Below are 25,366 nucleotides of genomic sequence, written 5' to 3'. Positions count from 1 at the left end.
GCTCCGGTCGGGGCGCCGCACCACCACTGCCCGATCTCAGTAGGCGCCGCGCCGGGCCAGCACCACCCGCACCGTGCGCCAGAGGATGCCGAGGTCGTAGACGAGCGACCAGTTGTCGACGTAGTGCAGGTCCAGCCGGACGGCGTCCTCCCAGGTCAGGTCGGATCGGCCGGAGATCTGCCAGAGGCCGGTGATGCCCGGACGGACCAGCAGTCGACGCCGGACGTCGCCGCGATAGTCGTCGTCCTCGGTCGGCAACGGGCGCGGGCCGACCAGGGACATCTGCCCCGCCAACACGTTGATCAACTGGGGTAGTTCGTCGAGCGACAGGGCACGCAGATGCCGACCGATCGGCGTGACCCGCGGATCGTTCTTCATCTTGAAGAGCAGGCCGTCGCTCTCGTTGTGCGCCCGCAGGGCCTCCAACCGCTGCTCGGCGTCGGTGTACATGGTGCGGAACTTCCACACCTTGAACGCCTTGCCCTGGTGACCGATCCGGCTCTGCCGGAACATCACCGGACCGGGATCGGTCACCTTGATCGCCACCGCGATACCGAGCAGCAGCGGACTCAGCACGATCAGCCCGGCGAGCGCCGAGAGCCGGTCCATCACACTCTTGGCCAGCAGGGACAGGCCGGAGATCGTCGGTTCCTCGACGTTCAACAGCGGCAGGCCCTCGATCGGGCGGACGTGGATCCGTGGCCCGGTGATGTCGGTCACCTGCGGCACCACGACCAGGTCGAGGCCGGTGCCCTCCAACTGCCAGGCCAGCTTGCGCAACTCGTACGACTCGAGGCTGGCCGGACCGCAGACCGCGATGGTGTCGGCCCCCAACTGCTGGACCAGCGGCACCAGATCCCAGCCGACATAGACCGGCACCGGCGCCTCCACCCGCTCACCCGCCCGAGGGAACCGGGGCAGGTGGATGGCGACCGGACGCAGACCGGCACCCGCGTTGCGGGTCACCACCTCGTGCACCGCCAGGGCGTCCGAGAGGCGCCCCACCAGCAGCACCTTCTGCGAGGCCCGCTGGCTGCTGCGACGGATCCGGCGGAGCACCACCCGGGCCACGAACCGGACGAAGACGGTGTACACCAGCAGGCCGATGATGATCGCGGCGACGGTGGCCCGGGACAGGTCCTTCTTGAAGCCCAGGGCCAGGAAGGAGACGGCGGCGGCCATCGCCACGTTGGCCCGGACCACCCGCTTGAGTTCCTCGGTGCCCCGTCCGAGCGCCCGCCGGTCGTACGCGCCGGCACCGGCGAGGATGGTCAACCACATCAACGGCACGATCAGGTTGGCCACCAACTCGAAGGTGCTGACACCGAGCAGCCGCTCGTCCCAGAAGCCGGCGTCCGCCTCCTCGAACACCGTGACGACCGTCTGGCTGGCGGCCCACGCGGCGAGGAAGTCGAGCGCGATCAGCCAGGCCATGTACCGCCGTCGCCACTTCGCCCGGGGCGCGACCGGACGACCGAAGACCGACCGGGGCATGCCGTTGGACGGAGGTGTGATCACCCCGAGATCGGGGTCGAAGCGCGGGGCCGGTACCGGTCCCACCGTCTTGAGGAACTGGGTGTGCGCGGACACGACTTTCCTTTCACCAGCCTCGTCAATCGTGACGATAACGAACGCCACGAGTGCCCAACCGTACGGTGCACGGTGGACGAAGGTTCACGGTGTCTCGACAGGGGCCGCTGTCGGGAGGCCACCCCGTGACCCCGGTGGTAGGCGGAAAGTAGCTCATCTATTGACCCACCGGGTCTGGCGGCTGTCACCAGGGCCGCCGTATCCTGCGTTCGCTCCGGTGGCTCCGACGCCAACGGCGTTCACTCCGCGGGGGAGAGGAACTGGACATGTCGAGGCAACCTGTCGTGGGCTGTCCGGCCACGGACGTGCCCGACGACGCGGGAATGTCGATCCTGGACCAGCAGCCTCCGGAGCCGGAGCACGAGAGCCACGACCCGCAGGTGACCGAAGCCGCCGAGGCCCCGCCCGCATCGGCGGCAACGGAAACCGGCCCGCGGCCCGGTCTCGACGTGACCACCGTGCTGCCGTACGCCGGTTCCCGCGCTTCGGCCCGTACCCGTGGTCTGCGTGCCTGGATGTTGACCGCCCCGGTCGACGTCGCCGCACTGCTGTCGCCGCTCGCCGTCGCCCCGCAGTACTGGCGTGGCACCCTCGTCATGACCGCCCTGACGGTGGCCGTCTTCGCCGCCGGAGGGCTCTACCGCGCCCGCCGCCACGTGAGCATCCTCGACGAGTTGCCGAGCCTCTGCGGCCGGCTGCTGGCCTCCTCGGCGATCGTCGTGATCCTCGCGGCGCTGCGCCACGACTCCCCGCAGTACCTCGTCGGCTTCATTCGCGGCATGGCCATCGCCGCCGTCCTGGTGCTGGCCGGTCGGCTGCTCACCCGGGAGATCGCCACCCTGGCCCGCCGTCGCCGCTGGGTCGAGCACAACGCCATCATCATCGGCAGTGGACCCACCGCCGTGGAACTGGCCCGGTTGCTGCGTCGCTACCCCCGCTACGGGCTGCGGTTCGTCGGGCACGTCGACAGCCCGTCACCGGCGACCTCGTCCACGGTGCCCGTCATCGGCACGCTCGACCAGCTCGGGCATCTGGTACGGCTGACCGAGTGCGACGTTTTGATCATCGCTGATCCGGACTGTCCCGAGCTGGTGCTGATGGAGATCCTCCGGCAGCCCCCGGTCGCCACCTGCGACCTGTGGGCGGCCCCCCGGCTCTGGGGCTCCCGGTCCCACGGCGACCACATCGGCGCCATCCCGATCGTCAAGGTGAGCGACACCATCCTGTCCGGGCCGCACTGGGCACTCAAGCGCGCCTCCGACGCGCTCTTCGCCGGCTCGGCCCTGCTGTTGCTCAGCCCGCTCCTGCTGCTCTGTGCCTCGCTCGCCTTCGTCGACGGAGGGCGTGGCGTCTTCTTCCGGCAGGAGCGCATCGGTCGACACGGTCAGCCTTTCGACATCATCAAGTTCCGCACCATGCGGCCACTCGACGAGCAGGAGTCACAGACCAACTGGTCGATCGCCCACGACCGGCGGGTCTCCCCGATCGGACGTTTCCTCCGGCGTACGTCCCTGGACGAACTGCCTCAGCTCTGGAACATCCTCAAGGGCGACATGAGTGTGGTCGGGCCGCGCCCCGAGCGCCCGTACTTCGTGGAGAAGTTCTCCGCCGAATATCCCAGCTATGCCATGCGTCACCGGGTGCCGGTGGGACTCACCGGCCTCGCCCAGGTCAGCGGCCTGCGAGGTGACACGCCGATCTCCGATCGCGCCCGCTTCGACAACTACTACATCGAGAACTGGTCACTGTGGCTGGACACCAAGGTGCTCCTGCGGACGGTGGCAGAGGTGTTCCGCGGTGGTGGTCGCTGACCGATCTGCCATAGTCCGTGCCGTCGTCCGGACCGGACCGGCGACCTGATCGCCCGCTCGCGACCGGCGACGCCCTCACCGACGTGCCCCTGAACCCACCGGCGACGCCCTCACCGCGTGCAGCCGAACCGCTTGGAGAAATCCCGATGCCGGACGTTTCGGTAGTCATCCCGACGACGGGCAGGCCCAGCCTCGCCGAGGCGGTCGCCACCGCCCGCGCGCAGCGCGGTGTCTCGGTGCACGTGGTCGTCGTATGCGATCTCGCCGAGGTACCGACCAGCGTGTCCGAGTTGCGCGGCCAGATCGACGAGATCGTCTGCACCGGCGGCGGACGACGCGGCTCACACGCCCGCAATCTCGGCGTACGGCATGCCGCGCCAGGTAGCCATGTGGCGTTCCTCGACGACGACGACGCGTGGTTGCCCGGCAAGCTCGCCGCCCAACTGCCCGTCCTGGAACGGCTGGCCGGCGAGGGCTGGTTGCCGGTGGTGTCGTCGCGGACGCTGCAGCGCAAGGCGGGCGCCGATCCGCTTCCCTCCGCCGTGCCGGGCACGCTGATCGCCGACGGCCAGCGACCGGAGGACTACCTGTTCCGTCGACGGCAGCTCGGGGTCGCACGCCAGTCGCTGCCCACCTCGACGCTGCTGACCACCATCACGGTGGCCACGAAATGCCCGTGGGACGAGTCGCTGCCCCGCCACCAGGACTGGGACTGGCTCGTCCGGGCGGCCCGACTGCCGGGTGCGAAGATCGTGCAGATCGAGGAGGCGACCGCTGTCTACACCGTGGGCAGCCCCGGCTCGATCTCGGCGGGCGCCGACTGGCGTACCTCATGGGCCTGGGCCCAACGCTGGGAGGGCGTCTGGGCACCAGCGACCTTCGCCGACTTCGTCACCGCACAGACCCTGCGGTACGCGCTCCAGGCCCGTGACCGCGAGGGCGTACGCGAGATGGTGCGGGCGATCCGACGCAACTCCGTTCCGTCGGCGAGCAACGCCGTTCTCGCGGCACTCGGCCTCGTGCCGCGCTCCGCGCTCGAACGGGTGGCGATGCGCAAGTCCCGGACCACCGGCGGCGTCCCCACTGGTGGGCAGCAGTGATGCGTCTGCACTTCGTGCTCCCCCAACTGGAACCGCTGTACGGCATGGAACTCGCCGCCGCGCTGCTGATGCGAGGACTTCACGACCAGGGCGTCGAGGTGTCGGCGACCGTGGTGTCGGGGCCCGTCCCGGCCTCCCTGGGCGACCTGGCGATCGACACGCTCGGTCTCGGCACCCGGATCACCCGCCTGATGGAGGCGGTCCCACCGTTACGACGCCGGTTGCCACGTCTTCCGGCGAACACGCAGATCGTGGCGAGCGGACTCTGGGGCAGTGTCCCGGTCGGTGCCGCCTTGACCGGCACCGGTCGCGAGTACGTCGCCTGGGAACACTCGCTGCTGCCGGAGCGGCTGCGCATCGACGGCCGGGTCCGGATGCTCGCCCGGGCAGCCCGGGCCCGCGCGCTGCGGCCTCGACTCGTCGTCGCCGTCTCCGACGGTGTCGCGCGGACCGTCCGGCGACTCGCTCCCGAGCAGCGGGTGGTGACGATCCTCAACCCGATGCCGGCCAAGCCGTTCGTCGCGCCACGCGAGGTGCCGGACCGGGCGCGGATCCGCCTGCTCACCACGGCCGCCTTCCGGCCGTACAAGAACCACTCCTGCGCGCTCGAAGCGCTGGCCCTGCTGCCCACGAACTACCAGCTGACGCTCGCCGGGGACGGGGAGGAGCGTGAACTGCTGCACGACACGGCGCGCCGGCTCGGGTTGCAGGACCGTACGACCTTCCTCGGCCGGGTGCCGACGGTGGCCCGTCTCCTGACCGAGGCGGACATGCTGGTGCATCCGTCCCGTGCCGAGACGTTCGGCTTCAGCATCGTGGAGGCCGCCGAGGCGGGGTTGCCGGTCGCCGCGCTGCCGGTGCCCGCTCTGGACGAGATGATCCCGACCTTCGTCCCGGGCACGCTGGCGGCGGACACCTCGGCCGAGGCACTCGCCGCCGCGATCGTGCGGCTGGCCGGGGACGGCCGCCCCGGCGTCACGGACTTCGAGAGGGCGTGGCACGCCCGGTGCACCGAGTTGGACCCGGCGACGGTCGGGGGCCGGTGGGTGGAGGCGTTGACGTGACGGCGGCGCCCGGTGACGTCGCGGACGATGGTCGTCCACGACCCGGTCGACGCAGGCCGTTCCGCGCCGGTCGAGGCGACGGTTTCCTGCGCAAGTCCGGCACCTTCTTCACCGGTACCCTGCTGCGCACCCTCGCCCAGGGAGCTCTCTTCGTGCTGCTGGCGCGGGAGATGCCGATCAGCACGTACGGTCTCTTCGTCGGTGTCACCGCGCTGGTCGCGGTGGTCTCGCCCTTCGCGTCCGCCGGCGCGCCGAGCCTGATCATGCAGAACTACGCGGACGCGCCGGGCGAGTGGGCCCGCCACCTCGTGCGTGGGTTGTTCCTGTCCACCGTCTTCGGCTGCGCGGCAACCGTCCTGGTCGCCGCCGCAGGGCTGGTCATCTGGGGCGCCGACGTCGGAGTGGTGGACCTGCTCTGTCTGGCCTTCGCCGACCTGGTCGCGTGGCGGCTCATCGAGGCCGTGGCGGCGTCGATCCAGGTACGCGGTCGGATCCTGCTCGCCGCGCTGATCCCGGCCCTGCTGCACGTCTGTCGGCTGGCCGGCGCCGTGGTGCTGTCCGTCGCGGCGGGACCGATCACGTTGCACGGGTGGGCGGTGACGTCCGTGGTGCTGTCCGTCGTCGTGTGCCTGCCGGTGATCCTGGGCGGGCTGCGCGGCGGAGGCCGGCACGCGATCAGCGTCCGGGGCTCCCTCGGACAGGCTCGGACCGGGATGCTCTTCGCCGTCGGGCTGTCGGCCCAGTCGGTCTACAACGACGTCGACAAGGTCATGCTCTCGCGTCTGGGCACCCCCGAGAGCGCCGCCATCTACGCCGCGGCCTACCGGGTGGTCGACCTGGCGTACACACCGGCCCGGTCGATGAGCGCGATCGCCTATCCCCGGTTCTTCGAGGCGGGCCGCAACGGCCCTAGGGCGGCCCTGCGGATGGCCCGGGGCCTGTTGCCGCGATTCCTGGCCTTCAGCGTGCCGGTGAGCCTGCTGCTGGTCGCCTTCTCGTGGATGATGCCGCTGGTGTTCGGTGCCGACTTCGAGGCAGCCGTGCCGGCGCTCCAGGGCCTGAGCGCGCTGCTCGTGCTGAAGTCTCTGCACTACCTTGCCGCAGATGCCTTGTCCGGAGCCCGGATGCAGGGGCGACGGACGGTCTGCCAGATCGGCGTCGGTGTGCTGAACGTCCTGCTCAACCTGTGGCTCATTCCGGCGTACGGCTGGCAGGGTGCCGTCTACTCCAGTCTGGCCTGCGACGCGCTGCTCGCCGTACTGCTCTGGGGATGTCTCGCCGTCGCCGTCCGCCGCGACCCGGCGGGCACGCCCCCCGCGCCACGTTCCATGGAAAGGGTCTGAGGTGACCACACTCTTCGGTGTCCTGCTGAGCGCCACCGGTCTCGCGGTGGCCGGCTGGCTGGTGTACGCGCGTAAGGCGGTCGCTGCCAGCTTCGGCGGTGCGTCGACCGCCGTCGCGCTCATCGGATTCGCGGTGCTCGCGAACGCCGCGCCCGTACTGGCCGGGGACCACTCGTCGGCGCTCATCGGCGTCCTGGTGTTCGCCCTGGTCGTCTGGCTGCTCGTGGCACGCCGCGGACGGCTGGCCGGCCTGCCCGAGATCTGGCGACGGATCTGCCTGGGGTTGGCCGGGGCCGTGCTCGTCTGGTGCGTCGCCGTCGACGTCCTCACCGGGGACGGCGTGTACGGGTCACGACTGCCGGCGTATGCCGCCGCCGGTCTGCTGTTGGTGGCGGCCTGGTTGCTGGCGACGGGGGCCCCGGTGAGCCTGGGCGCGATGGCCTACACCGGGCTGGCCGTCCTGGCTCTGCTCACCATCCCGACGGCCGTCTACGGACAGGCATGGCGGGCCTGCACCGATGGGCAGTTGGAGAAGTGCTCACTGGCGGGCGGACTGTTCAAGAGTTTCTACGACTCCGAGAACTACATCGCTCTGATCACCTCGTTCACGCTGGTCGCCGCCGTCTGCGCGTTGCGCCGGGCCGAGCGGTGGGCGGTGGTGGCGTTCTGCCTGCTGGTCATCGTGGCGACCGGGTCCCGGACGAGCTACCTGGCACTGGCCGCCGTCGGCGTCTGGGTGCTCGGCGCGTGGGTGCTCCAGTGGTACCGGCCGTACCAGCGGATCCACTTCGCCCTCTGCGTGTCGCTGGTCGTCGGCGCCGCAGCCGTGGCCACCTATCTGACCTGGAGCGCCTCCAAGACCACCCTGAGCAACCGGGGGAACATCTGGATCCACGTGCGGGAGTACATCGCCGGTGCGGAGGCCACGGGTGTGGGCGTCTCCAAGTGGTACTACCTGCGGGACATCGGCGAGGCTCCACACCACTTCTTCCACTCGGGTTACGTGCTCGCCATCTTCTCCGGCGGCTTCGTCGCACTGACCCTGTGGGGCCTGTTGTTGGCCACGCTGCTGCGCGCGCCTGTCGTCGACGGGCGCGCGTTCTCCGCCAAGGCACCGGTGGCACTCTTCGTGATCTACTCGTTCACCGAGGTGGTCTGGAACCCGCTCTCGGTCGACGGACTCACCTGGATCTTCGTCCTGATGGTGTTGACGAAGTCCGCGCTAGGATCGACCGGCCCCGTCCCGGTCGACGCGACGGCCGACCGCCGGCAGGGAGCGCTGGCCCGGCTCCGCCGCGGGACCGGCCGGCCGTCCGTCGGTCGTACGCCCACCGAGGCGCGTGACTGACCGGGCTCCGGACCGGTCTCCGCCACAGTCGTCGCGGGCCGCAGGTCCGCTGGTGTGAGGAAGGACCCGATGTCGTCAGGCTCCCTCACGGCGCCGGTTCATCGGGCCGCCGCCCGGCGGCCGTCGACGCCCGGTTCGGGTTTCCGACCGGACATCCAGGGACTGCGCGCGTTCGCGGTCGTGGTGGTGATCCTCGAACACGTCTTCGGGTGGCCGGCCGGCGGGTTCGTCGGCGTCGACGTCTTCTTCGTCGTCTCCGGTTTCCTGATCACCGGCCTGTTGCTCGACGAACATGACCGCAGAGGACGGATCTCCTTCGCGGACTTCTACCGTCGACGGGTCCGCCGAATCCTGCCGCTGGCGATGCTCGTCCTGGTGAGCACGTACCTCGCGTCGTCGCTGCTGTTCTTCGGCGAGCGGGTCCGCGCGACGGCCTGGGACGCGCTCTGGGCCGCTCTCTTCGCGGCCAACTGGCGATTCGCGTACACCGGCACGGACTACTGGCAGATTGACGGACCGGTCTCGCCGTTGCGGCACTACTGGTCGCTCTCCGTCGAGGAGCAGTTCTATCTGGTCTGGCCGGTGCTGCTGGTGGCGGTGCTCGGCATGGCCGCCCGACGGGGCAGGTACGGTAGCGGCTCCCGGTGGGCGGTCGGCATGGTGCTGGCGGCCGTGGTCGTCGGCTCCATCGCGTTCGCCCTGTGGGAGGTCGGTCACCGCCCGACCGTCGCGTACTTCTCGACCTTCTCCCGTGCCTGGGAACTCGGGGTGGGTGCGCTGCTCGCGGTGGCGGCACCGCTGCTGGCCCGGATTCCGGCCCCGGCCCGCCCGGCATACCAGTGGCTCGGCCTGACCGGCCTGGTCGTCTCGGTGCTCGTCATCACCGCGCAGTCGCCCTTCCCCGTCCCGGGCGCCTTCCTGGCGGTGATCTCGACGGCCCTGGTCATCGCCGGTGGCGTCGGTGGCCAGCGGCTTATGTTCCCGCTGACCAACCGGGCGGTCGGATACGTCGGTGACATCTCCTACTCGCTGTACCTATGGCACTTCCCGCTGCTCGTCCTGATCGGGGCCGCCCTGCCGACCGGTGGACACGTCGTCGCGCTGCTCACGCTCGTCGGCACGGCGGTGTTCTCGGTGCTCTCCTACCACCTGGTGGAGAATCCGGTCCGTCGATCGTCCTGGTTGGAACGACGGCCTCCGGGCAAGCCCCGACAACCCAGCGGTGTGGCCCGGATCCGCCGCACCGCCGTCCTGGTGACGCTGGCCGCGGTGACGGTCACGGTGGGCACGGTAGCGGTCCGGACCTCGTCGTCGCCGCAGGTTGGACCGGAGGTGGCGGTGGTCGCGTCGCAGCGGGAGCTGTCACAGCAGATCGGGGCGGCACTCGACGCCGCCGACTGGCCGGTGCTGACCCCTCCCCCAGGCGAACTGGACACTCTGGGATTCACACGGGGGGACGGCCAGGGTTGCCGGCCCTCGGTCCCGGAGGGCAACGACTGCACCGTCACGCCACGCCCCCGCAGGCTGGCGGTCGTTGTCGGAGACTCGATCGGCAGTGCCTGGCTGCCCCTGGTGCGGCGGGTGCTCGAACCGGACGGGTGGGAGGTGCGGGACCTGACCTACGCCGGCTGCCCCTTCCTCGCCTCGGACACGGTGTCACCGACCGCCAGCATCACCGAGACGTGCCCCGGTCACCGGCGGGCGGTACGTACCGTCGTCGAGAACAGCCGGCCCGATCTGGTGATCCTCAGCAACGCCTACCGGCAGCGGTTCGCCGACACCGGCGGGAACCCGTCGCTGGCCGAGTGGGAGCAGGCCGCCCGCACGGCCAAGGAGAGGTGGCTCGGTGCGGCGGGCCGGGTGGTGGCCCTGCAACCGCCGCCGCTCGGCCCCGACCCGAAGACCTGCATCACCCGGCTCTCCGCGCCCCGCGACTGCATCTCGGCGCTCTCCGAGGAGTACCGGACGTACGCCGAGGCCGACCAGCGGGTCTGGGGTGGTAAGGGTTCCTGGTACATCCCCACCACGGACTGGTTCTGTCTTTCCGGCCGCTGCCCCATCTTCATCGGCGGGGTCATCGTGCGACGCGACGGCAACCACGTCACGCCCGACTACGCCCGCCGGTTGGCTCCGCTGTTCGACGACGCGCTGATTCCGATCCTCGGTCCGCCGTCGACCGACTAGCCCCGGGCGTCACCGTGCATTCGGTCGCCGCCGCAGCAGGACCACCACCACGATTCCACCCACCAGTGCGACTCCGGCCGCTACCAGCAGCGGTACCGCCCAGCCGGGCCGGGAGGACGGCACCTCCCCACCGGCGGCCACGGACGCCTCACGGTACGCCTGCGCCAACGCGTTCATCGGTGCCGCCTCCGCTGCCTCGGCGAACCGGGCGGCGGCCTCGGCCTCGTCGTCACCGAAGTACGCGTCCAGGGCGCTGCGGTAGATCCGGTCAGGCTCGCCGAGCGCGTGCGCGACACCGGCCGCGTCGAGAAGTCCGGTCATCCGGGAGACCGGGACCACGAGCCGGTTCAGCCGGTCGGGCTGCAACAGGTCGTTGTCGAGCATCCCCACCACCCGGCCCTCGCCGTCGACCACGATGCCACCTCGGGACGAGGAGCCGATGTCCTCGTTGATGCGGTAGGTCGACGACTCGACGTCCAGCTCGGTCACCTGCACCGGCTTGGTCAGCACCTGGTAGGCGGCGGAGCGGTAGTCGGTGTCGGTGGTGCCGTAGCCGAGCGCGTGCAACGCCGTCCCGGCGGTCACGGTGGCCGAGGTGTTCAGCTCCACGGCGGGCAGGTTCGCCTGGTCCAGCTTCACCAGCGCCAGATTGCCCTCGTCGAGGCTGAGCGCGCGGACCACGGTGCCGGGAATCGCCGCGCCGTCCTTGAGGTCACCCTTCGCCACGTTCAGCTGTCCGTACAGGGTGGCCGCCGGTGGCGTGCCCGCCTCGGGTCCGGTGAAGACGCTGCTTGCCAGCCGGGCCCGGACGAAACCGCTGACCTCGGCGGCCTTCAGCTCGCCGTCGGCCACGCGGGTGTCGGCCAACGAACCGAGCGCATGTTCGAGCAGGATGTCCGGGGCGGGCTGCACGCACTGCCCGTTGGTGAGCACGTGACCGTCGTTGTTGACCACGACCCCGGTGCACCGACGGCTGAAGGTGAACGGCTCCGGGTGCAGCAGTGCGTTGTCCTGCCGGTTGCGGATGAAGCCGGTGAGGACGGCCTCCAGGAAGACCATCGACGGCGCCGCGGTGGCGAGGGTGCGCTCCTCCGCGCTACGCGGCGTGGCCTCCGCCCACGGCTTGAGCCCCGGTGCGGGCGGAGTGGCGGTCGGGGCGGGAGCTGGCGTCGAGGGGTCGGACCCGCTCGCCGAGATGGCCCAGACGCCGGCGCCGCCACCAGCGACGGCAGCCAGGAGCAGCGCGGCGACCGCGACCCACAGACCGGTCTGCCGCTTGGGTGGTGCGGATGGCTGGATCCGGCGCGCCGGGGCGGTGAACGGATCGTGCTGCGGCGGATCGTCGAGGGACGGACCGAGGCCCGGGGAGATCGGCGCGCCCGAGACAGGATCGGCGTAAATCGGCTGCCTGGGCAGGCCGGAGACCGGTTGCGAAGCAGCCGAGACCGGTCGCGGCGGACCGGAGACCGAGTGGGGCGCACCGGAGGTCGGAAGCGGCGGACCGGAGGTCGGGTGCGGTGCACCGGACACCGCGCGCGGCGGACCGGAGGTGGGGTGGGGCGCACCGGACACCGGAGCGGGCGGACCCGACACCGGCGGCGGGGCCGGCGTGGGTACGGGCTGGTAGTCGACCCCGAGGGCCCGGAAGAGTTTCTCCGCGGCCGGTCCGGTCTCGGCGGGATAGGCCACCCAGGGCGCGGCGGCGGAGAAGTCGGCGTAGGTGAAGGGCAGTCCACCGGGCGCCTGCGCCAGGTGGTTGACGATCCCGGCGAACGCCTCACGCCAGCCCGGAGAAGCGGCCACTGCGGCGTCGAGCACCGCCACCGTCACGAAACGGCCCTGCCCGTCGATGGCTGCCCACGCTTTGCCGACCGGTGACCCGCCCAGCAGGTGGGTGTACCGGTAGGGGCCGTCCGGCTGCATGACAACTCCTCTAGTCGACCGCCGTGCGGATCCTATCGACCCGCCGCACCTCGCCCTCTCCGCCGGTCGTGGGCCTTTCCTCGCCGATTCGAACCCGCAGGTCACGACCGGGCAGGGGTCGGGAAGGGTTGCCTCGTGAAAGTTTTCATGCATAGAGTCGACGAATGAATGACGGAGCCACCGTCGCGTCGACCGAACGAATGGTCGGCCTCTTCGACGGGGTACGACTGACCCCGACGCAGCGGCGCATCGCGCACTGCCTGGTGCAGCACGCGCCCTCCGTCGGCTATCTCTCCGCCGCCGAGGTCGCCGAGCTGGCCGGGGTCAGCCAGCCGTCGGTCACCCGGTTCGCGGTGGCGCTCGGACACGACGGTTATCCGGCGCTGCGCCGCCGGTTGCGCGAGCTGACCGCCGCCGCGCCGGGTCCGGACACCGCCGGCAACGAGCTTCAACAGGCCGTACGCGCCGAGATGGGCAACCTGGACCGGCTGGCCGGGCAGCTCGCCGACCGGGACCGGATCGCCGAGACCGGGCGACTGCTGGCCGCCAGTCGACCTCTGCCCGTGCTCGGGCTGCGCGCCGCCGCGCCGCTGGCCGCGTACTTCGCGTACTTCGCCGCCAAGGTGCACCCGGACGTGCGGGTGCTCAACGACGGCGGCAGCCTGCTCACCGACCGGTTGGAACAGGCGGCCGAGGCCGGGGCCGGGGCGCTGCTGGCGTTCGTGCTGCCTCGTTATCCCCGGGAGACCCTGGACGCGCTGGGCGAGGCCCAGGCCGCCGGGCTGACCGTGGTCGCGATCACCGACTCGCCGGTCAGCCCGGCGACCGAGCACGCCGACGTGGTGCTCGCCGCGGCGGTCGGCGCGCAGCTCGTGTTCGACCTGCACACCGCTCCGATGACCCTGGCCATGGTGCTGCTCCAGGCGATCTGCGACGCCGCGCCGGCCGAGACCCAGCGTCGGCTGGAGGCGTTCGAGGCCTCGGCCACCCGTCGTCAGTTGTTCCTCGGTTAGGAGGCGTTCCGCACATGACGCAGTCCATCCCGGCCGCGCCGGGCACCGGACACATCCGGGCCGCGCGCGGCACCACGCGTACGGCGCGCAACTGGCCGCAGGAGGCCGCGCTGCGGATGCTGATGAACAACCTCGACCCGGAGGTCGCCGAGCGCCCCGACGACCTGGTCGTCTACGGCGGCACCGGGAAGGCCGCGCGGGACTGGCCGTCCTACCACGCCCTGGTGCGTACGCTGACCGACCTGCGCGACGACGAGACGATGCTGGTGCAGTCGGGTCGGCCGGTCGGGGTGCTGCGGACCCACGAGTGGGCGCCCCGGGTGCTGCTGGCCAACTCCAACCTGGTCGGTGACTGGGCGACCTGGCCGGAGTTCCGCCGCCTGGAGCAGCTCGGTCTGACCATGTACGGCCAGATGACCGCCGGCTCGTGGATCTACATCGGCACCCAGGGCATCCTCCAGGGCACCTACGAGACCTTCGCGGCCGTCGCCGAGAAGCGGTTCGGCGGCACCCTCGCCGGCACGCTGACGCTCACCGGCGGGTGCGGTGGGATGGGTGGCGCCCAGCCGCTGGCGGTCACCATGAACGGCGGCGTCTGCCTGATCGTGGACGTCGACCGCACCCGGCTCGAACGGCGGGTGCACGACCGCTACCTGGACGAGATCGGCGACGACCTGGACGACGCGGTCGCGCGGGTCCTGGCGGCGAAGCGGGACCGGCGGGCGCTCAGCGTCGGCGTCGTCGGCAACGCCGCCACGGTCTTCCCCGAGCTGCTGCGCCGGGGTGTGCCGATCGACGTGGTGACCGACCAGACCAGCGCCCACGATCCGCTGTCGTACCTGCCGGAGGGGGTGGAGCCGGCTGACGCCCGGGACTACGCGACGGCCAAGCCCGCCGAGTTCACCGACCGGGCGCGGGCGTCGATGGCGAAGCACGTCGAGGCGATGGTGGGCTTCCTCGACGCCGGTGCGGAGGTCTTCGACTACGGCAACTCGATCCGGGGCGAGGCACAGCTCGGCGGGTACCCGCGCGCCTTCGACTTCCCCGGCTTCGTGCCGGCGTACATCCGGCCGTTGTTCTGCGAGGGCAAGGGGCCGTTCCGGTGGGCGGCGCTCTCCGGCGACCCGGCCGACATCGCGGCCACCGACCGGGCGATCCTGGAGCTGTTCCCGGAGAACGAGCCGCTGGCCCGCTGGATCCGGATGGCCGGTGAGCGGGTCGCATTCCAGGGCCTGCCGGCGCGGATCTGCTGGCTCGGCTACGGCGAGCGGGACGTCGCGGGTGTGCGGTTCAACGAGATGGTCGCCGCCGGTGAGCTGAGCGCCCCGGTGGTGATCGGGCGGGACCATCTGGACTGCGGCAGCGTGGCGAGTCCGTACCGGGAGACCGAGGCGATGGCCGACGGCTCCGACGCGATCGCCGACTGGCCGCTGCTGAACGCGCTGGTGAACACCGCCAGCGGGGCGTCCTGGGTGTCGATCCACCACGGGGGTGGGGTGGGCATCGGCCGGTCGCTGCACGCCGGGCAGGTGTGCGTGGCCGACGGCACCGCGCTGGCCGGGCAGAAGATCGAGCGGGTGCTCACCAACGATCCGGCGATGGGGGTGATCCGGCACGTCGACGCCGGCTACGACGCGGCCCGCGAGGTCGCCGCCCGCACCGGCGTCCGCGTGCCGATGTCCGAGTGAGGAAGGGTCCCTTGCTAACGCATACGGTAGAGGAAGGGTCCCTTCCTTTCAGGTTCAGGGAACTGTGGGACGAGATCGCGCCGGTGGGGCGGGACGCGGACAGCGGCGGCTACCTGCGCTACGCGCTCACCGCACCGGAGCTGCGCCTGCGGGCGTGGTTCCGGGAGCAGGCCGACGCCCGGGGCATGCCGGTGGCGCAGGACGGCAACGGCAACCTCTTCGCCTGGTGGGGTGACCCGGACGCCGGTGGCGCGGTGCTGACCGGCAGCCACTTCGACTCGGTGCCGCACGGCGGGGCGTACGACGGGCCGCTCGGCATCGTCAGCGCCTGGCTCGCCGTGGACGAACTGCGAGCGGCCGGCGTCACTCCGGCCCGGCCCCTGGTCGTCGCCGCCTTCGTCGAGGAGGAGGGCGCCCGCTTCGGCGTACCCTGCCTGGGTTCGCGGCTGCTCACCGGCCAGATCAGTCCCGATCGGGCGGGCGCGTTGCGGGACGCGGCCGGGGTGAGCTTCGCCGAGGCGCTGGGACACCCGCCGGCGGGGGCCGATCCGGCGTTGCTGGGCCGCTTCGCGGCCTTCGTGGAGCTGCACGTCGAGCAGGGCCGCGCGCTGGTCGACCGGGACGCACCGGTGGCGGTGGCCAGCGCCATCTGGCCGCACGGCCGCTGGCGCTTCGACGTCACGGGCGAGGGCAACCACGCCGGTACGACCCGGATGGCCGACCGCCGCGATCCCATGTTGACGTACGCGTTCACGGTGCTCGCGGCGAACAAGGAGGCCCGGCTGCGCGACGCGCACGCCACCGTGGGTCGGGTGACCGTGGAGCCGAACGCCACCAACGCGATCCCGTCCCGGGTGACCGGCTGGCTGGACGCGCGGGCCGCCGAGCCGGAGGCCCTCACCGGGCTGGTCGAGGCGGTACGCGCCAAGGCCACCGAACGGGCCCGACGCGACGGCACCGAGGTGACCCTGACCGAGGAGTCGGCGACGCCGCTGGTCTCCTTCGACGGCGGGTTGGCCGACCGGCTGGCCGGGCTGCTGGCCGCGCCGGTGCTGCCGACCGGGGCCGGACACGACGCGGGGGTGCTGGCGGCACACGTACCGACGGCGATGCTCTTCGTCCGCAACCCGAGCGGGGTGTCGCACTCCCCCGCCGAGTCGGCCACCGACGCGGACTGCGCGGCCGGGGTGACCGCCCTTGCCACGGTGCTGGCGGAGCTGACGCGGGCCGTCCGGCGCGACGCGGAGCGTGCCGGATGACCGCCACCCGCTGGCTCGCCGAGTACGCGTGGCTGCCCGCACACGCCGCGCCGACCCCGGACGTGCTGATCGAGACGGTCAACGGCCGGATCACCGGCGTGACGCCGCTGACTCCCGGCGGCGACCCGGACGCGGGCGTGGACGTGCTCGCCGACGCGGTGCGGCTGCCCGGGTTGACGCTGCCCGGGTTGGCCGACGCCCACTCGCACGCGTTCCACCGGGCGCTGCGCGGGCGCACCCACAGCGGGCGCGGCGACTTCTGGAGCTGGCGCGACCAGATGTACGCGGTGACCGGTCGCCTGGACCCGGACACGTACCTGGCGCTGGCCCGCGCGGTGTACGCCGAGATGGCGCTGGCCGGGATCACCTGTGTGGGCGAGTTCCACTACCTGCACCACGGTCCGGGCGGCACCCCGTACGCGGACCCGAACGCGATGGGCGCGGCGCTGGTCGAGGCGGCGGCACAGGCCGGGATCCGGCTGACGCTGCTGGACACCTGCTATCTGACCGCCGGGGTGGACGGTACGCCCTTGGTCGGGCCGCAGGAGCGCTTCGGCGACGGTGACGCGCAGCGGTGGGCGGAACGGGTCACCGCGTTCACCACGGACCGGGAGCGCGCCCGCGTCGGCGCGGCCGTGCACTCGGTCCGGGCCGTCCCGGCCGACCAGCTCGCCACCGTGGCCGGGTGGGCGCGACGACGTGACGCACCGCTGCACGTGCACCTGTCGGAGCAGCCCGCCGAGAACGACGCCTGCCGGGCGGTGCACGGGCTGACGCCGACCGGGTTGCTGGCCGAGCACGGTGTGCTGGGACCGGCCACCACGGCGGTGCACGCCACCCACCCCACCAGCGCCGACGTGACCCTGCTCGGGGAGAGCCGGACCGGGGTGTGTCTCTGCCCGACCACCGAACGCGACCTCGCCGACGGTCTCGGACCGGCCCGCCGGATGGCCGACGCGGGGATCCCGTTGAGCCTGGGCAGCGACAGTCACGCCGTGATCGACCCGTTCGAGGAGGCCCGCGCGATGGAACTCGACGAGCGGCTGCGGACCCGTCGGCGCGGCCACTTCGCCCCGGCCGAGCTGCTCACCGCCGCCACCGAGGCCGGGCACGCCGCGCTGGGCTGGACCGACGCCGGTCGGCTCGCCGTCGGTGACCGCGCCGACCTGGTGACGGTGCGGCTGGACAGCGTACGCACGGCCGGGGTGGTCCCGGCGGGTGTGTGGTTCGCGGCCGGCGCCGCCGACGTGACCCAGGTGGTGGTCGACGGCCGGGTGCTGGTCCGCGACGGCCGGCACGTCCGGGTCGACGTCCCCCGCGAGCTGGCCACGGCCATCGCCGAGGTGACCGGTGCCCAGTGAGCCGAAGGTGCGCGCGGGCAGCCTGCTGGTGGACAACATCGGCGAGCTGGTCACCAACGAGGCCGGCGCGGGCGAGGGCGGGCCGTTGGGCCTCCGTCGGCGGGTCGCCCTGCTGGTCGAGGCGGGCGAGGTGGTCTGGGTCGGTCCGGCCGCCGACGCGCCGGCTGCGGACCGGCGGATCGACGCCGACGGCGCGGCGGTGCTGCCCGGGTTCGTGGACAGTCACGCGCACCTGGTCTTCGCCGGGGACCGGGCGACGGAGTTCGCGGCCCGGATGGCCGGGCAGCCGTACACCGGTGGTGGCATCCGGACCACCGTGGGCGCCACCCGGTCGGCCAGCGACGGGCAGCTCCGCGCCACCGTGCGCCGACTGCACGACGAGGCGTTGCGGCAGGGCACCACCACGATCGAGATCAAGAGTGGGTACGGCCTCACCGTCGCCGACGAGGCCCGCTCGGTGCGGATCGCCGCCGAGGTGACCGAGGAGACCACGTTCCTCGGCGCGCACGTGGTGCCGACCGAGTACGCCGACCGGCCCGACGAGTACGTGGGGCTGGTCTGTGGGCCGATGTTGGCCGCCGCCGCGCCGTACGCCCGGTGGATCGACGTGTTCTGCGAGCGGGGCGCGTTCGACGCCGACCACGCGCGGGCGATCCTGACCTGCGGACAGGCGGCCGGTCTCGGCGTACGGGTGCACGCCAACCAACTCGGCCCCGGCCCGGGGGTACGCCTGGGGGTGGAACTCGGCGCGGCCAGTGTGGACCACTGCACGCACCTGGACGACGCCGACGTGGACGCGCTGGCGGACAGCGAGGGCAGCACGGTCGCCACGCTGCTGCCGGGTGCCGAGTTCTCCACCCGGTCGCCGTATCCGGACGCGCGTCGGCTGCTCGACGCCGGGGTCACCGTCGCCCTCGCCACCGACTGCAACCCCGGTTCGTCGTACACGTCGTCGATGCCGTTCTGTATCGCGTTGGCCGTCCGCGAGATGCGGATGACCCCGGCGGAGGCGGTGTGGGCCGCCACCGCAGGCGGCGCGCGGGCGTTGCGCCGCACCGACGTCGGCGTGCTGCGGCCCGGTGCACGGGCCGACCTGATGATCCTCGACGCCCCGTCCCACCTGCACCTGGCCTACCGGCCGGGCGTACCCCTCATCCGCCAGGTCCTGCGCAACGGAGTGCCACGATGACCGTCACCATCGAACCCACCGGGGTCTGTCCCGCCGACGTGCTCGCCGTGGCGCGCGGTGCCGTCACCGTCGTGCTCGACCCGGCCACGATCGCCGCGATGGCGACCAGCCGGTCCATCGTGGACGGCATCGAGGCCGCCGGTCGTCCGGTGTACGGCGTCTCCACCGGCTTCGGCGCGCTCGCCAACACGTTCGTCGCCCCCGAGCGACGTGCCGAACTCCAGCACGCGCTGATCCGCTCGCACGCGGCGGGCGTCGGCGCGGCGATGCCCCGCGAGGTGGTGCGGGCGATGATGCTGCTGCGGGTCCGTTCGCTGGCGCTGGGCCACTCCGGGGTACGGCCGCTGGTCGCCGAGGCCCTGGTCGACCTGCTCAACCACGACGTGACGCCGTGGGTGCCGGAGCACGGCTCGCTGGGTGCCTCCGGCGACCTGGCACCGCTGGCGCACTGCGCGCTGGTGCTGCTCGGCGAGGGTTGGGTGCTCGGCCCGGCCGGGGAGCGGCGGCCCGCCGCCGACGCGTTGCGGCAGGCCGGTCTCGCTCCGGTGGCGCTGGCCGCCAAGGAGGGCCTGGCACTGATCAACGGCACCGACGGCATGCTCGGCATGCTGCTGCTGGCGATCCACGACGCCGCCCACCTGTTCACCATGGCCGACGTGACCGCCGCCCTGGCGATCGAGGCGATGCTCGGCTCCGAGCGGCCGTTCCGCCCGGAGCTGCACGCCATCCGCCCGCATCCCGGGCAGGGCGTCTCGGCGGCCAACATCCACCGCTTGTTGCAGAACTCGGCGGTGATGGACTCGCACCGCGACGACCTGGCCCACGCGGTGCAGGACGCCTACTCGATGCGGTGCGCGCCCCAGGTCGCCGGAGCGGCCCGGGACACGCTGGACTTCGTCCGGACGGTCGCCGGCCGGGAACTGGTGTCCGTGGTGGACAACCCGGTGGTGCTGCCGGACGGGCGGGTCGAGTCGACCGGGAACTTCCACGGCGCCCCGCTGGGCTTCGCGGCGGACTACCTGGCCATCGCCGCGTCCGAGGTGGGTGCGATCTCCGAACGTCGGGTCGACCGGCTGCTCGACGTGACCCGCTCGCGGGACCTGCCCGCCTTCCTCTCCCCCGACGCGGGGGTCAACTCCGGGCTGATGATCGCCCAGTACACCGCCGCCGGGATCGTGGCGGAGAACCGGCGGCTGGCCGCGCCCGCCTCGGTGGACTCGCTGCCCACCAGCGGCATGCAGGAGGACCACGTCTCGATGGGCTGGGCGGCGACCAAGAAGCTGCGGACGGTCCTGGACAACCTGACCAGCCTGCTCGCGGTGGAACTGCTCGCCGCCGTACGCGGACTCCAGCTCCGGGCCCCGCTGACGCCGTCCCCGGCCGGACAGGCGGCGATCGCCGCCCTCGGCGGAGTCGCCGGCCCACCCGGCCCGGACGTCTTCCTCGCCCCGCTGATGGAGGCGGCCCGGGACGTGGTGTCCGGCCCCGCGCTGCGCACCGCCATCGAGGCCGAGATCGGCCCCCTGACCTGACTGTGCGGCTGGCCCGCGCAGAGCCGGCCCTGGCCCGGACGGGCCGGGCGGCGACCTTGGTGGTGGGTCAGGGAGTTGCGGGGAGGACCTTCGCGATCAGGGCGGCCAGCTCGCGCAGGGCCTTGCCCCGGTGGCTGACCCCGTCCTTCTCCTGCGGGGTCAGCTCGGCGTTGGTGCGGTCCTGACCGTCACCCAGGAAGATCGGGTCATAACCGAAACCGCCCTCACCACGCGGGGCACGCAGCACCCGACCCGCCTGACGGCCGTCCACGAGGTGCTCCTTGCCACCGGGCAGCACCAACGCGATCGTGCAGACGAAGGAGGCACCCCGGTGCTCGTCCGGCACGTCGCCGATCTGGTCCAGGACGAGCTGGAGGTTGGCCTGGTCGTCACCGTGCCGCCCGGCCCAGCGGGCGCTGAACACGCCCGGCATGCCGTTGAGCGCGTCCACGGCCAGCCCGGAGTCGTCGGCGACGGTGGGCAGACCCGTACGCCGACAGCCCTCCCGCGCCTTGATCAGCGCGTTCTCGCCGAAGGTCAGCCCGGTCTCCGGCAGCTCCGGGTACGCCTCGACGTCGTCGAGCCCGATCAGGGCGACCCGGTGCGCGCCGAGCGCACCGTCGAGGATCCGCTGCAGCTCGACGAGCTTCTTGCGGTTCCGGGTGGCGAGCAGGACCTTGTTCATGGATAGACCTCTCCTTCGCTCGCGACTGTGGGGCTCGCAAGCTCACGTTCGCTCGCGACGGCCCTCACAGGAGAGCCGCGCGCTGGGCTTCGGCCAGGTCCAGACAGCCGGCGACCGCCAGGTCGAGCAGCGCGTCCAGTTGCTCGCGGGCGAAGACGCCGGCCTCACCGGTGCCCTGCACCTCGACGAAGTCCCCGGTGCCGGTGCAGACCACGTTCATGTCGACCTCGGCGGCCACGTCCTCGTCATAGCACAGGTCCAGGCGCGGCTCACCGGACACCACACCGACACTGACCGCCGACACCGACCGGTGCATCACCTTCTCCGGCTTGCCGGCCAGGGCCTTGCGGTCGGCGAGCCAGCTCACCGCGTCGTGCAACGCCACGTACGCGCCGGTGATCGCGGCGGTCCGGGTGCCGCCGTCGGCCTGCAGGACGTCGCAGTCCAGCACGATCGAGTTCTCGCCGAGGGCCTTGAGGTCGATGCCCGCGCGCAGGCTCCGACCGATCAGCCGGGAGATCTCGTGGGTACGCCCACCGACCCGCCCCTTGACGCTCTCCCGGTCGGAACGGGTGTTCGTGGCACGGGGCAGCATCGCGTACTCGGCGGTGACCCAACCCAGCCCGGAGCCCCGGCGCCAGCGGGGCACGCCCTCGGTGACGCTCGCCGTGCAGAGCACCCGGGTCGCGCCGAACTCCACCAGCACGGAGCCTTCCGGGTGGCTGCTCCAGCCACGGGTCAGGGTCACCGGTCGGAGTCGGTCGGGCTCCCGCCCGTCAGGTCGCGCCATGCCTGCACCCTATGCGGTGCCACGATCGGACCGTCCCCGGGTGCCGTCGGGGCGACTCGGTCGTGCCGACCGACGACCAGGGTCACCAGGCCGACCCGCCTGTCGCTCGCCGAACGGTCGACACGGTGGACCCCGGCGGCACGCCGGCCGTCTCGACCAACTCCTCCCGCTGCTCCTGAAGCTGACGCGGTTGGTACCACCCTTTGTAGGCGAACACGCCGCAGCAGCAGAGCGCGAGCAGCAACGCGGCGACACCGATCAGGAGACCCACCACCAGGCCGGTGCGGGGCCGCTGACGCGGTGCCGGCGCCGGTGGGAACGGTCCGGGGCGTGGCGGAGGACCGTACGCTCCGGGGCCCGGTGGGGGTGCCCAGGCGCCCGGCGGGTGCGGCACGAACGCCGGAGGGTACGGCCCGGCGGGCGGCCGGCCCGGCGCGGGAGAAGCCGGCCGGTCGGCGGGACGCGGATCGGGTGGGCCGGCGGAGGGGTCGGTCACCGGGCGATCCTAGAGTCCGGTCGACGACCCCGCTGCCCGCTCCCGGCGCAGGCTCAGATGTCGTAGCTGGCGCCCGGTCGGACCACGTCCAGCGGGCCGCTGTACGCGGCCGCCGCCGAGGTGACGGTGTGCGCCTCGCTGCCCCAGGCGGCCACCAGGTGGGTCAGCAGCAGCCGTCCCACGTTGGCCTTGGCCGCCGCCTCGCCCGCCTCCCGTCCGGTGAGGTGCAGATCGGGTGGATTGTCCACGCCGTCCAGGTAGCTGGCCTCGCAGAGGAAGGCGTCGGCGTTCTGGGCCAACCGCAGCAACGCCTCGCAGGGGGCGGTGTCCGACGAGTAGCAGAGCGTCCGGCCGCCGTGCTCCAACCGCACGCCGTACGTCTCCACCGGGTGCAGCACCCGGTCGACGGTGACGGTGAACGGGCCGATCGGGAAGGTGCCGGGTTCCAGCGCGTAGAACTGGTACACGTCCTCGACCGTGCTGTCCTCCTGCCCGTACGCGGTGGCGAGCCGGTCCGGGGCACCGGCCGGGGCGTACACCGGCAGCGGCGGGTACGGGCCGTCCGGGGCGTACCGCCGGACCACCACGTACGACGCGGCGTCGAGGATGTGGTCGCAGTGCAGGTGGGTCAGGAGGATGGCGTCCGGCGCGTGCAGCCCGGCGTACCGCTGGAGGGTGGACAACGAGCCCGGGCCGAAGTCCACCAGGAGCCGGAAGTCCTCGGCCTCGACCAGATAGGCCGAACACGGGGACTCGGGTCCGGGGAAGCTGCCCGCACAGCCCAGGACGGTCAGTCGCATCGAGTTGTCTCGCTGTCACGATAGGTAGCGATCGAGCCGGTCGCCGCTCCGGAGATGATCAATACCGACGCGTACGCCACGCTGCGCAGCCTACGCCCGCGCGCCGGAACGCAAGAATGATCCGCTGGAAGTTGTCACCAACGTGACACCCGTTCCGCCCATCCGATCGAGCCCGGGTTACCGGACCGGCTGATCCGGACCGTCCGACGCGACGAGGGCCACCGGCATCACGCCGATGACCCTCGTCGATGTCGCCGGGCTCAGGCCCAGAGCTGCCCCTCCAGGGCGTCCTCCGCGTCGGCGAGAGTGCCGCCGTACGCCCCGGTGCTGAGATACTTCCAGCCGCCGTCGCTGACCACGAACGCCACGTCGGCACGGCGGCCGTCCCGTACCGCCTCGTGCGCCACGGCCAGGGCGGCGTGCAGCACCGCCCCGGTGGAGAAGCCCACGAACAGACCCTCCACCTCCACCAACTGCCGGGTACGCAGTACCGCGTCCCGGGTGCCGACGGAGAACCGCCGGTTGAGCACGGTCGCGTCGTAGAGCTCCGGGACGTACCCCTCGTCGATGTTGCGTAGGCCGTAGACCAGCTCGCCGTAGCGCGGCTCGGCCGCGACGATCTGGATGCCCTCGACCTTCTCGCGCAGGTAGCGCCCGGTCCCCATCAACGTGCCGGTGGTGCCCAACCCGGCCACGAAGTGGGTGATCGTGGGCAGGTCGTGCAGCAGCTCGGGGCCGGTCGTCTCGAAGTGCGCCCGGGCGTTCGCCTCGTTGCCGTACTGGAACAGCATGACCCAGTCCGGATGCTCGGCGGCGATCTGCTTCGCGGTGGCCACCGCCTGGTTGGAGCCGCCCGCCGCCGGCGAGAAGATGATCTCCGCGCCGTACATCCGGAGCAGCTGCACCCGCTCGGTCGAGACGTTCTCCGGCATCACGCAGACCAGCCGGTAGCCGCGCAGCTTCGCCACCATGGCCAGCGAGATGCCGGTGTTGCCGCTGGTCGGCTCAAGGATCGTGTCGCCGGGCCGGAGTTTGCCGGACTCCTCGGCGGCCCGCACCATGAACATCGCGGCCCGGTCCTTGACGCTGCCGGTCGGGTTGCGGTCCTCGAGCTTCGCCCACAGCCGCACCGGCGGTGCCCCGTCGGGCACCGTCGGCGACAGTCGGGGCAGCCCCACCAGGGGCGTACCGCCGCAGGCGTCCAGCAGGCTGTCGTACCGCGTCATCGCGGCCGCCTCAGCTCGCGGCGACGGGCGCGCGAAGCCCGGCCACGGGCGCGCGGTGCTGGCTGGTCGCCGCAGCGGCCGCACTGTGCTGGCTGATCGCCGCAGCGGCCGCGAAGCCGAACGCGCCACCGGCCACGGCGGGCAGGATGGTGACGCTGTCGCCGTCGTTCAGCTTGGCGTCCAGCGCGCCCAGGAACCGGACGTCCTCGTCGTTGACGTAGACGTTGACGAAGCGGTGCAGCGCGCCGGCCTCGGTGACCAGCCGGCCCCGCAGCCCGGCGTGCCGGGAGTCCAGGTCGCTGAGCAGGTCGGCCAGCGTGTCACCGCTGCCCTCGACGACCTTCGCGCCGCCGGTGTAGCTGCGCAGGATGGTGGGGATGCGAACCTCGATGGCCATGTCTGTCGTACTCCTCGATCAGGTGTGCTCGGTGACGGGAAAGGGCGTGCGGGTGCTGAAGGGGATCAGCGACCCGAACACTCGTAGTCGACCGTCGCCGGGCTCTGCCCGAACATGTACGACTGCACGGCGTGCGGGTCCACCCCGGCGTCGAGGATCCGCACCGGCTCCTCGGTGACCACCCCGTCCACGATGCGGAAGGAACGGATCTCCTCCGTGTCGGGTTCGCGGGTGGAGACGAGCAGGTAGTGGGCGCCGGGCTCACCGGCGAAGGAGATGTCCGTCCGCGAGGGGTACGCCTCGGTGGCGGTGTGCGAGTGGTAGATCACGACCGGTTCCTCGTCGCGGTCGTCCATCTCGCGCCACACCCGCAGGTGCTCCATCGAGTCGAACTCGTAGAACGTCATCGAGCGGGCGGCGTTCTCCATCGGGATGTGCCGGGTCGGAGTGTCGCCGCCGATCGGGCCGGCGACCACGCCGCAGGCCTCGTCGGGGTGGTCCCGACGGGCGTGGGCGACGATCGCGTCAACGATCGACCGGTCGATGCTCAGCACGTCGCCAAGACTA

General features: G+C 72.1%; 21 protein-coding genes. 12 read left to right on the top strand and 9 right to left on the bottom strand.

Going from position 1 to position 25,366, the window contains the following annotated elements; genetic code table 11:
* Positions 1 to 36 precede the first annotated feature (36 nt).
* Positions 37 to 1,494, bottom strand: a complete 1,458-nt coding sequence (locus HUT12_RS06980; RefSeq protein ID WP_176095677.1) for a sugar transferase — start codon at positions 1,492 to 1,494, stop codon at positions 37 to 39.
* Between the two features lie 362 nt (positions 1,495 to 1,856).
* Between HUT12_RS06980 and HUT12_RS06975 the strand changes: the two genes are divergently transcribed.
* The 6 genes from HUT12_RS06975 (at position 1,857) to HUT12_RS06950 (ending at position 10,440) form a co-directional block, all read left to right on the top strand.
* Entirely contained in the window at positions 1,857 to 3,401 is a 1,545-nt protein-coding gene (locus tag HUT12_RS06975) for a sugar transferase (protein WP_254876739.1), read from the top strand.
* Positions 3,402 to 3,547: 146 nt separating this feature from the next.
* Positions 3,548 to 4,501, top strand: a complete 954-nt coding sequence (locus HUT12_RS06970; protein WP_176092864.1) for a glycosyltransferase — start codon at positions 3,548 to 3,550, stop codon at positions 4,499 to 4,501.
* Positions 4,501 to 5,565 carry a glycosyltransferase gene (locus HUT12_RS06965; RefSeq protein ID WP_176092863.1) on the top strand — a complete coding sequence of 355 codons (1,065 nt, stop codon included), beginning with the start codon at positions 4,501 to 4,503 and terminating at the stop codon, positions 5,563 to 5,565. Before HUT12_RS06970 ends, HUT12_RS06965 begins: the two co-directional genes overlap by 1 nt.
* Positions 5,562 to 6,908 (top strand): lipopolysaccharide biosynthesis protein, encoded by a 1,347-nt coding sequence (locus tag HUT12_RS06960; protein ID WP_176092862.1) that lies wholly within the window; start codon positions 5,562 to 5,564, stop codon positions 6,906 to 6,908. Before HUT12_RS06965 ends, HUT12_RS06960 begins: the two co-directional genes overlap by 4 nt.
* A 1-nt stretch (position 6,909) precedes the next feature.
* Entirely contained in the window at positions 6,910 to 8,256 is a 1,347-nt protein-coding gene (locus HUT12_RS06955) for an O-antigen ligase (RefSeq protein ID WP_176092861.1), read from the top strand.
* Between the two features lie 69 nt (positions 8,257 to 8,325).
* A complete protein-coding gene (locus tag HUT12_RS06950) occupies positions 8,326 to 10,440 on the top strand; it encodes an acyltransferase family protein (protein ID WP_176092860.1) in 2,115 nt (704 codons plus the stop codon).
* 9 nt (positions 10,441 to 10,449) lie between these two features.
* Here the strand turns inward: HUT12_RS06950 and HUT12_RS06945 are convergent, their stop codons facing one another.
* Positions 10,450 to 12,363 carry a serine protease gene (locus HUT12_RS06945; RefSeq protein WP_176092859.1) on the bottom strand — a complete coding sequence of 638 codons (1,914 nt, stop codon included), beginning with the start codon at positions 12,361 to 12,363 and terminating at the stop codon, positions 10,450 to 10,452.
* 164 nt (positions 12,364 to 12,527) lie between these two features.
* Between HUT12_RS06945 and HUT12_RS06940 the strand changes: the two genes are divergently transcribed.
* Genes HUT12_RS06940 through hutH form a run of 6 tightly spaced genes read left to right on the top strand, consistent with a single transcriptional unit; the run spans position 12,528 to position 20,405 of the window.
* On the top strand, positions 12,528 to 13,376 hold the full coding sequence (locus HUT12_RS06940) for a MurR/RpiR family transcriptional regulator (protein WP_176092858.1): 849 nt from the start codon (positions 12,528 to 12,530) through the stop codon (positions 13,374 to 13,376).
* 14 nt (positions 13,377 to 13,390) lie between these two features.
* Positions 13,391 to 15,064: a urocanate hydratase gene (hutU, locus tag HUT12_RS06935; protein WP_131052680.1), complete on the top strand. Its 1,674-nt coding sequence runs from the start codon at positions 13,391 to 13,393 to the stop codon at positions 15,062 to 15,064.
* Positions 15,065 to 15,075: 11 nt separating this feature from the next.
* Positions 15,076 to 16,323 carry an allantoate amidohydrolase gene (locus HUT12_RS06930; RefSeq protein ID WP_176092857.1) on the top strand — a complete coding sequence of 416 codons (1,248 nt, stop codon included), beginning with the start codon at positions 15,076 to 15,078 and terminating at the stop codon, positions 16,321 to 16,323.
* Positions 16,320 to 17,684 (top strand): formimidoylglutamate deiminase, encoded by a 1,365-nt coding sequence (locus HUT12_RS06925; RefSeq protein WP_176092856.1) that lies wholly within the window; start codon positions 16,320 to 16,322, stop codon positions 17,682 to 17,684. Before HUT12_RS06930 ends, HUT12_RS06925 begins: the two co-directional genes overlap by 4 nt.
* Positions 17,685 to 17,691: 7 nt before the next feature.
* Entirely contained in the window at positions 17,692 to 18,873 is a 1,182-nt protein-coding gene (gene hutI / locus HUT12_RS06920; RefSeq protein ID WP_176095675.1) for an imidazolonepropionase, read from the top strand.
* Positions 18,870 to 20,405: a histidine ammonia-lyase gene (gene hutH, locus HUT12_RS06915; RefSeq protein ID WP_176092855.1), complete on the top strand. Its 1,536-nt coding sequence runs from the start codon at positions 18,870 to 18,872 to the stop codon at positions 20,403 to 20,405. Before hutI ends, hutH begins: the two co-directional genes overlap by 4 nt.
* Before the next feature lie 67 nt (positions 20,406 to 20,472).
* On the opposite strand, the gene rdgB is transcribed toward hutH, so the two are convergent.
* From rdgB to HUT12_RS06880, 7 genes are all read right to left on the bottom strand, one after another.
* A complete protein-coding gene (gene rdgB, locus HUT12_RS06910) occupies positions 20,473 to 21,090 on the bottom strand; it encodes an RdgB/HAM1 family non-canonical purine NTP pyrophosphatase (RefSeq protein WP_131056644.1) in 618 nt (205 codons plus the stop codon).
* Between the two features lie 64 nt (positions 21,091 to 21,154).
* On the bottom strand, positions 21,155 to 21,880 hold the full coding sequence (gene rph / locus HUT12_RS06905; protein ID WP_176092854.1) for a ribonuclease PH: 726 nt from the start codon (positions 21,878 to 21,880) through the stop codon (positions 21,155 to 21,157).
* Between the two features lie 82 nt (positions 21,881 to 21,962).
* Positions 21,963 to 22,376: a hypothetical protein gene (locus HUT12_RS06900; RefSeq protein ID WP_176092853.1), complete on the bottom strand. Its 414-nt coding sequence runs from the start codon at positions 22,374 to 22,376 to the stop codon at positions 21,963 to 21,965.
* A gap of 53 nt (positions 22,377 to 22,429) precedes the next feature.
* Positions 22,430 to 23,176: an MBL fold metallo-hydrolase gene (locus HUT12_RS06895; RefSeq protein WP_131052087.1), complete on the bottom strand. Its 747-nt coding sequence runs from the start codon at positions 23,174 to 23,176 to the stop codon at positions 22,430 to 22,432.
* A gap of 260 nt (positions 23,177 to 23,436) precedes the next feature.
* A complete protein-coding gene (locus HUT12_RS06890; RefSeq protein WP_131052086.1) occupies positions 23,437 to 24,402 on the bottom strand; it encodes a PLP-dependent cysteine synthase family protein in 966 nt (321 codons plus the stop codon).
* 10 nt (positions 24,403 to 24,412) lie between these two features.
* The gene (locus HUT12_RS06885) at positions 24,413 to 24,799 is read right to left on the bottom strand and encodes a MoaD/ThiS family protein (protein WP_176092852.1); all 387 of its coding nucleotides are present in this window, start codon (positions 24,797 to 24,799) and stop codon (positions 24,413 to 24,415) included.
* A 65-nt stretch (positions 24,800 to 24,864) separates the two neighbouring features.
* Positions 24,865 to 25,353 (bottom strand): Mov34/MPN/PAD-1 family protein, encoded by a 489-nt coding sequence (locus HUT12_RS06880; RefSeq protein ID WP_131052084.1) that lies wholly within the window; start codon positions 25,351 to 25,353, stop codon positions 24,865 to 24,867.
* Positions 25,354 to 25,366: the final 13 nt, after the last annotated feature.

The organism is Verrucosispora sp. NA02020 (assembly GCF_013364215.1).
Taxonomy (GTDB): Bacteria; Actinomycetota; Actinomycetes; order Mycobacteriales; family Micromonosporaceae; genus Micromonospora.
Note: the sequence above shows the minus strand (reverse complement) of the source record. Positions and strands in the feature narration are given on the sequence as shown.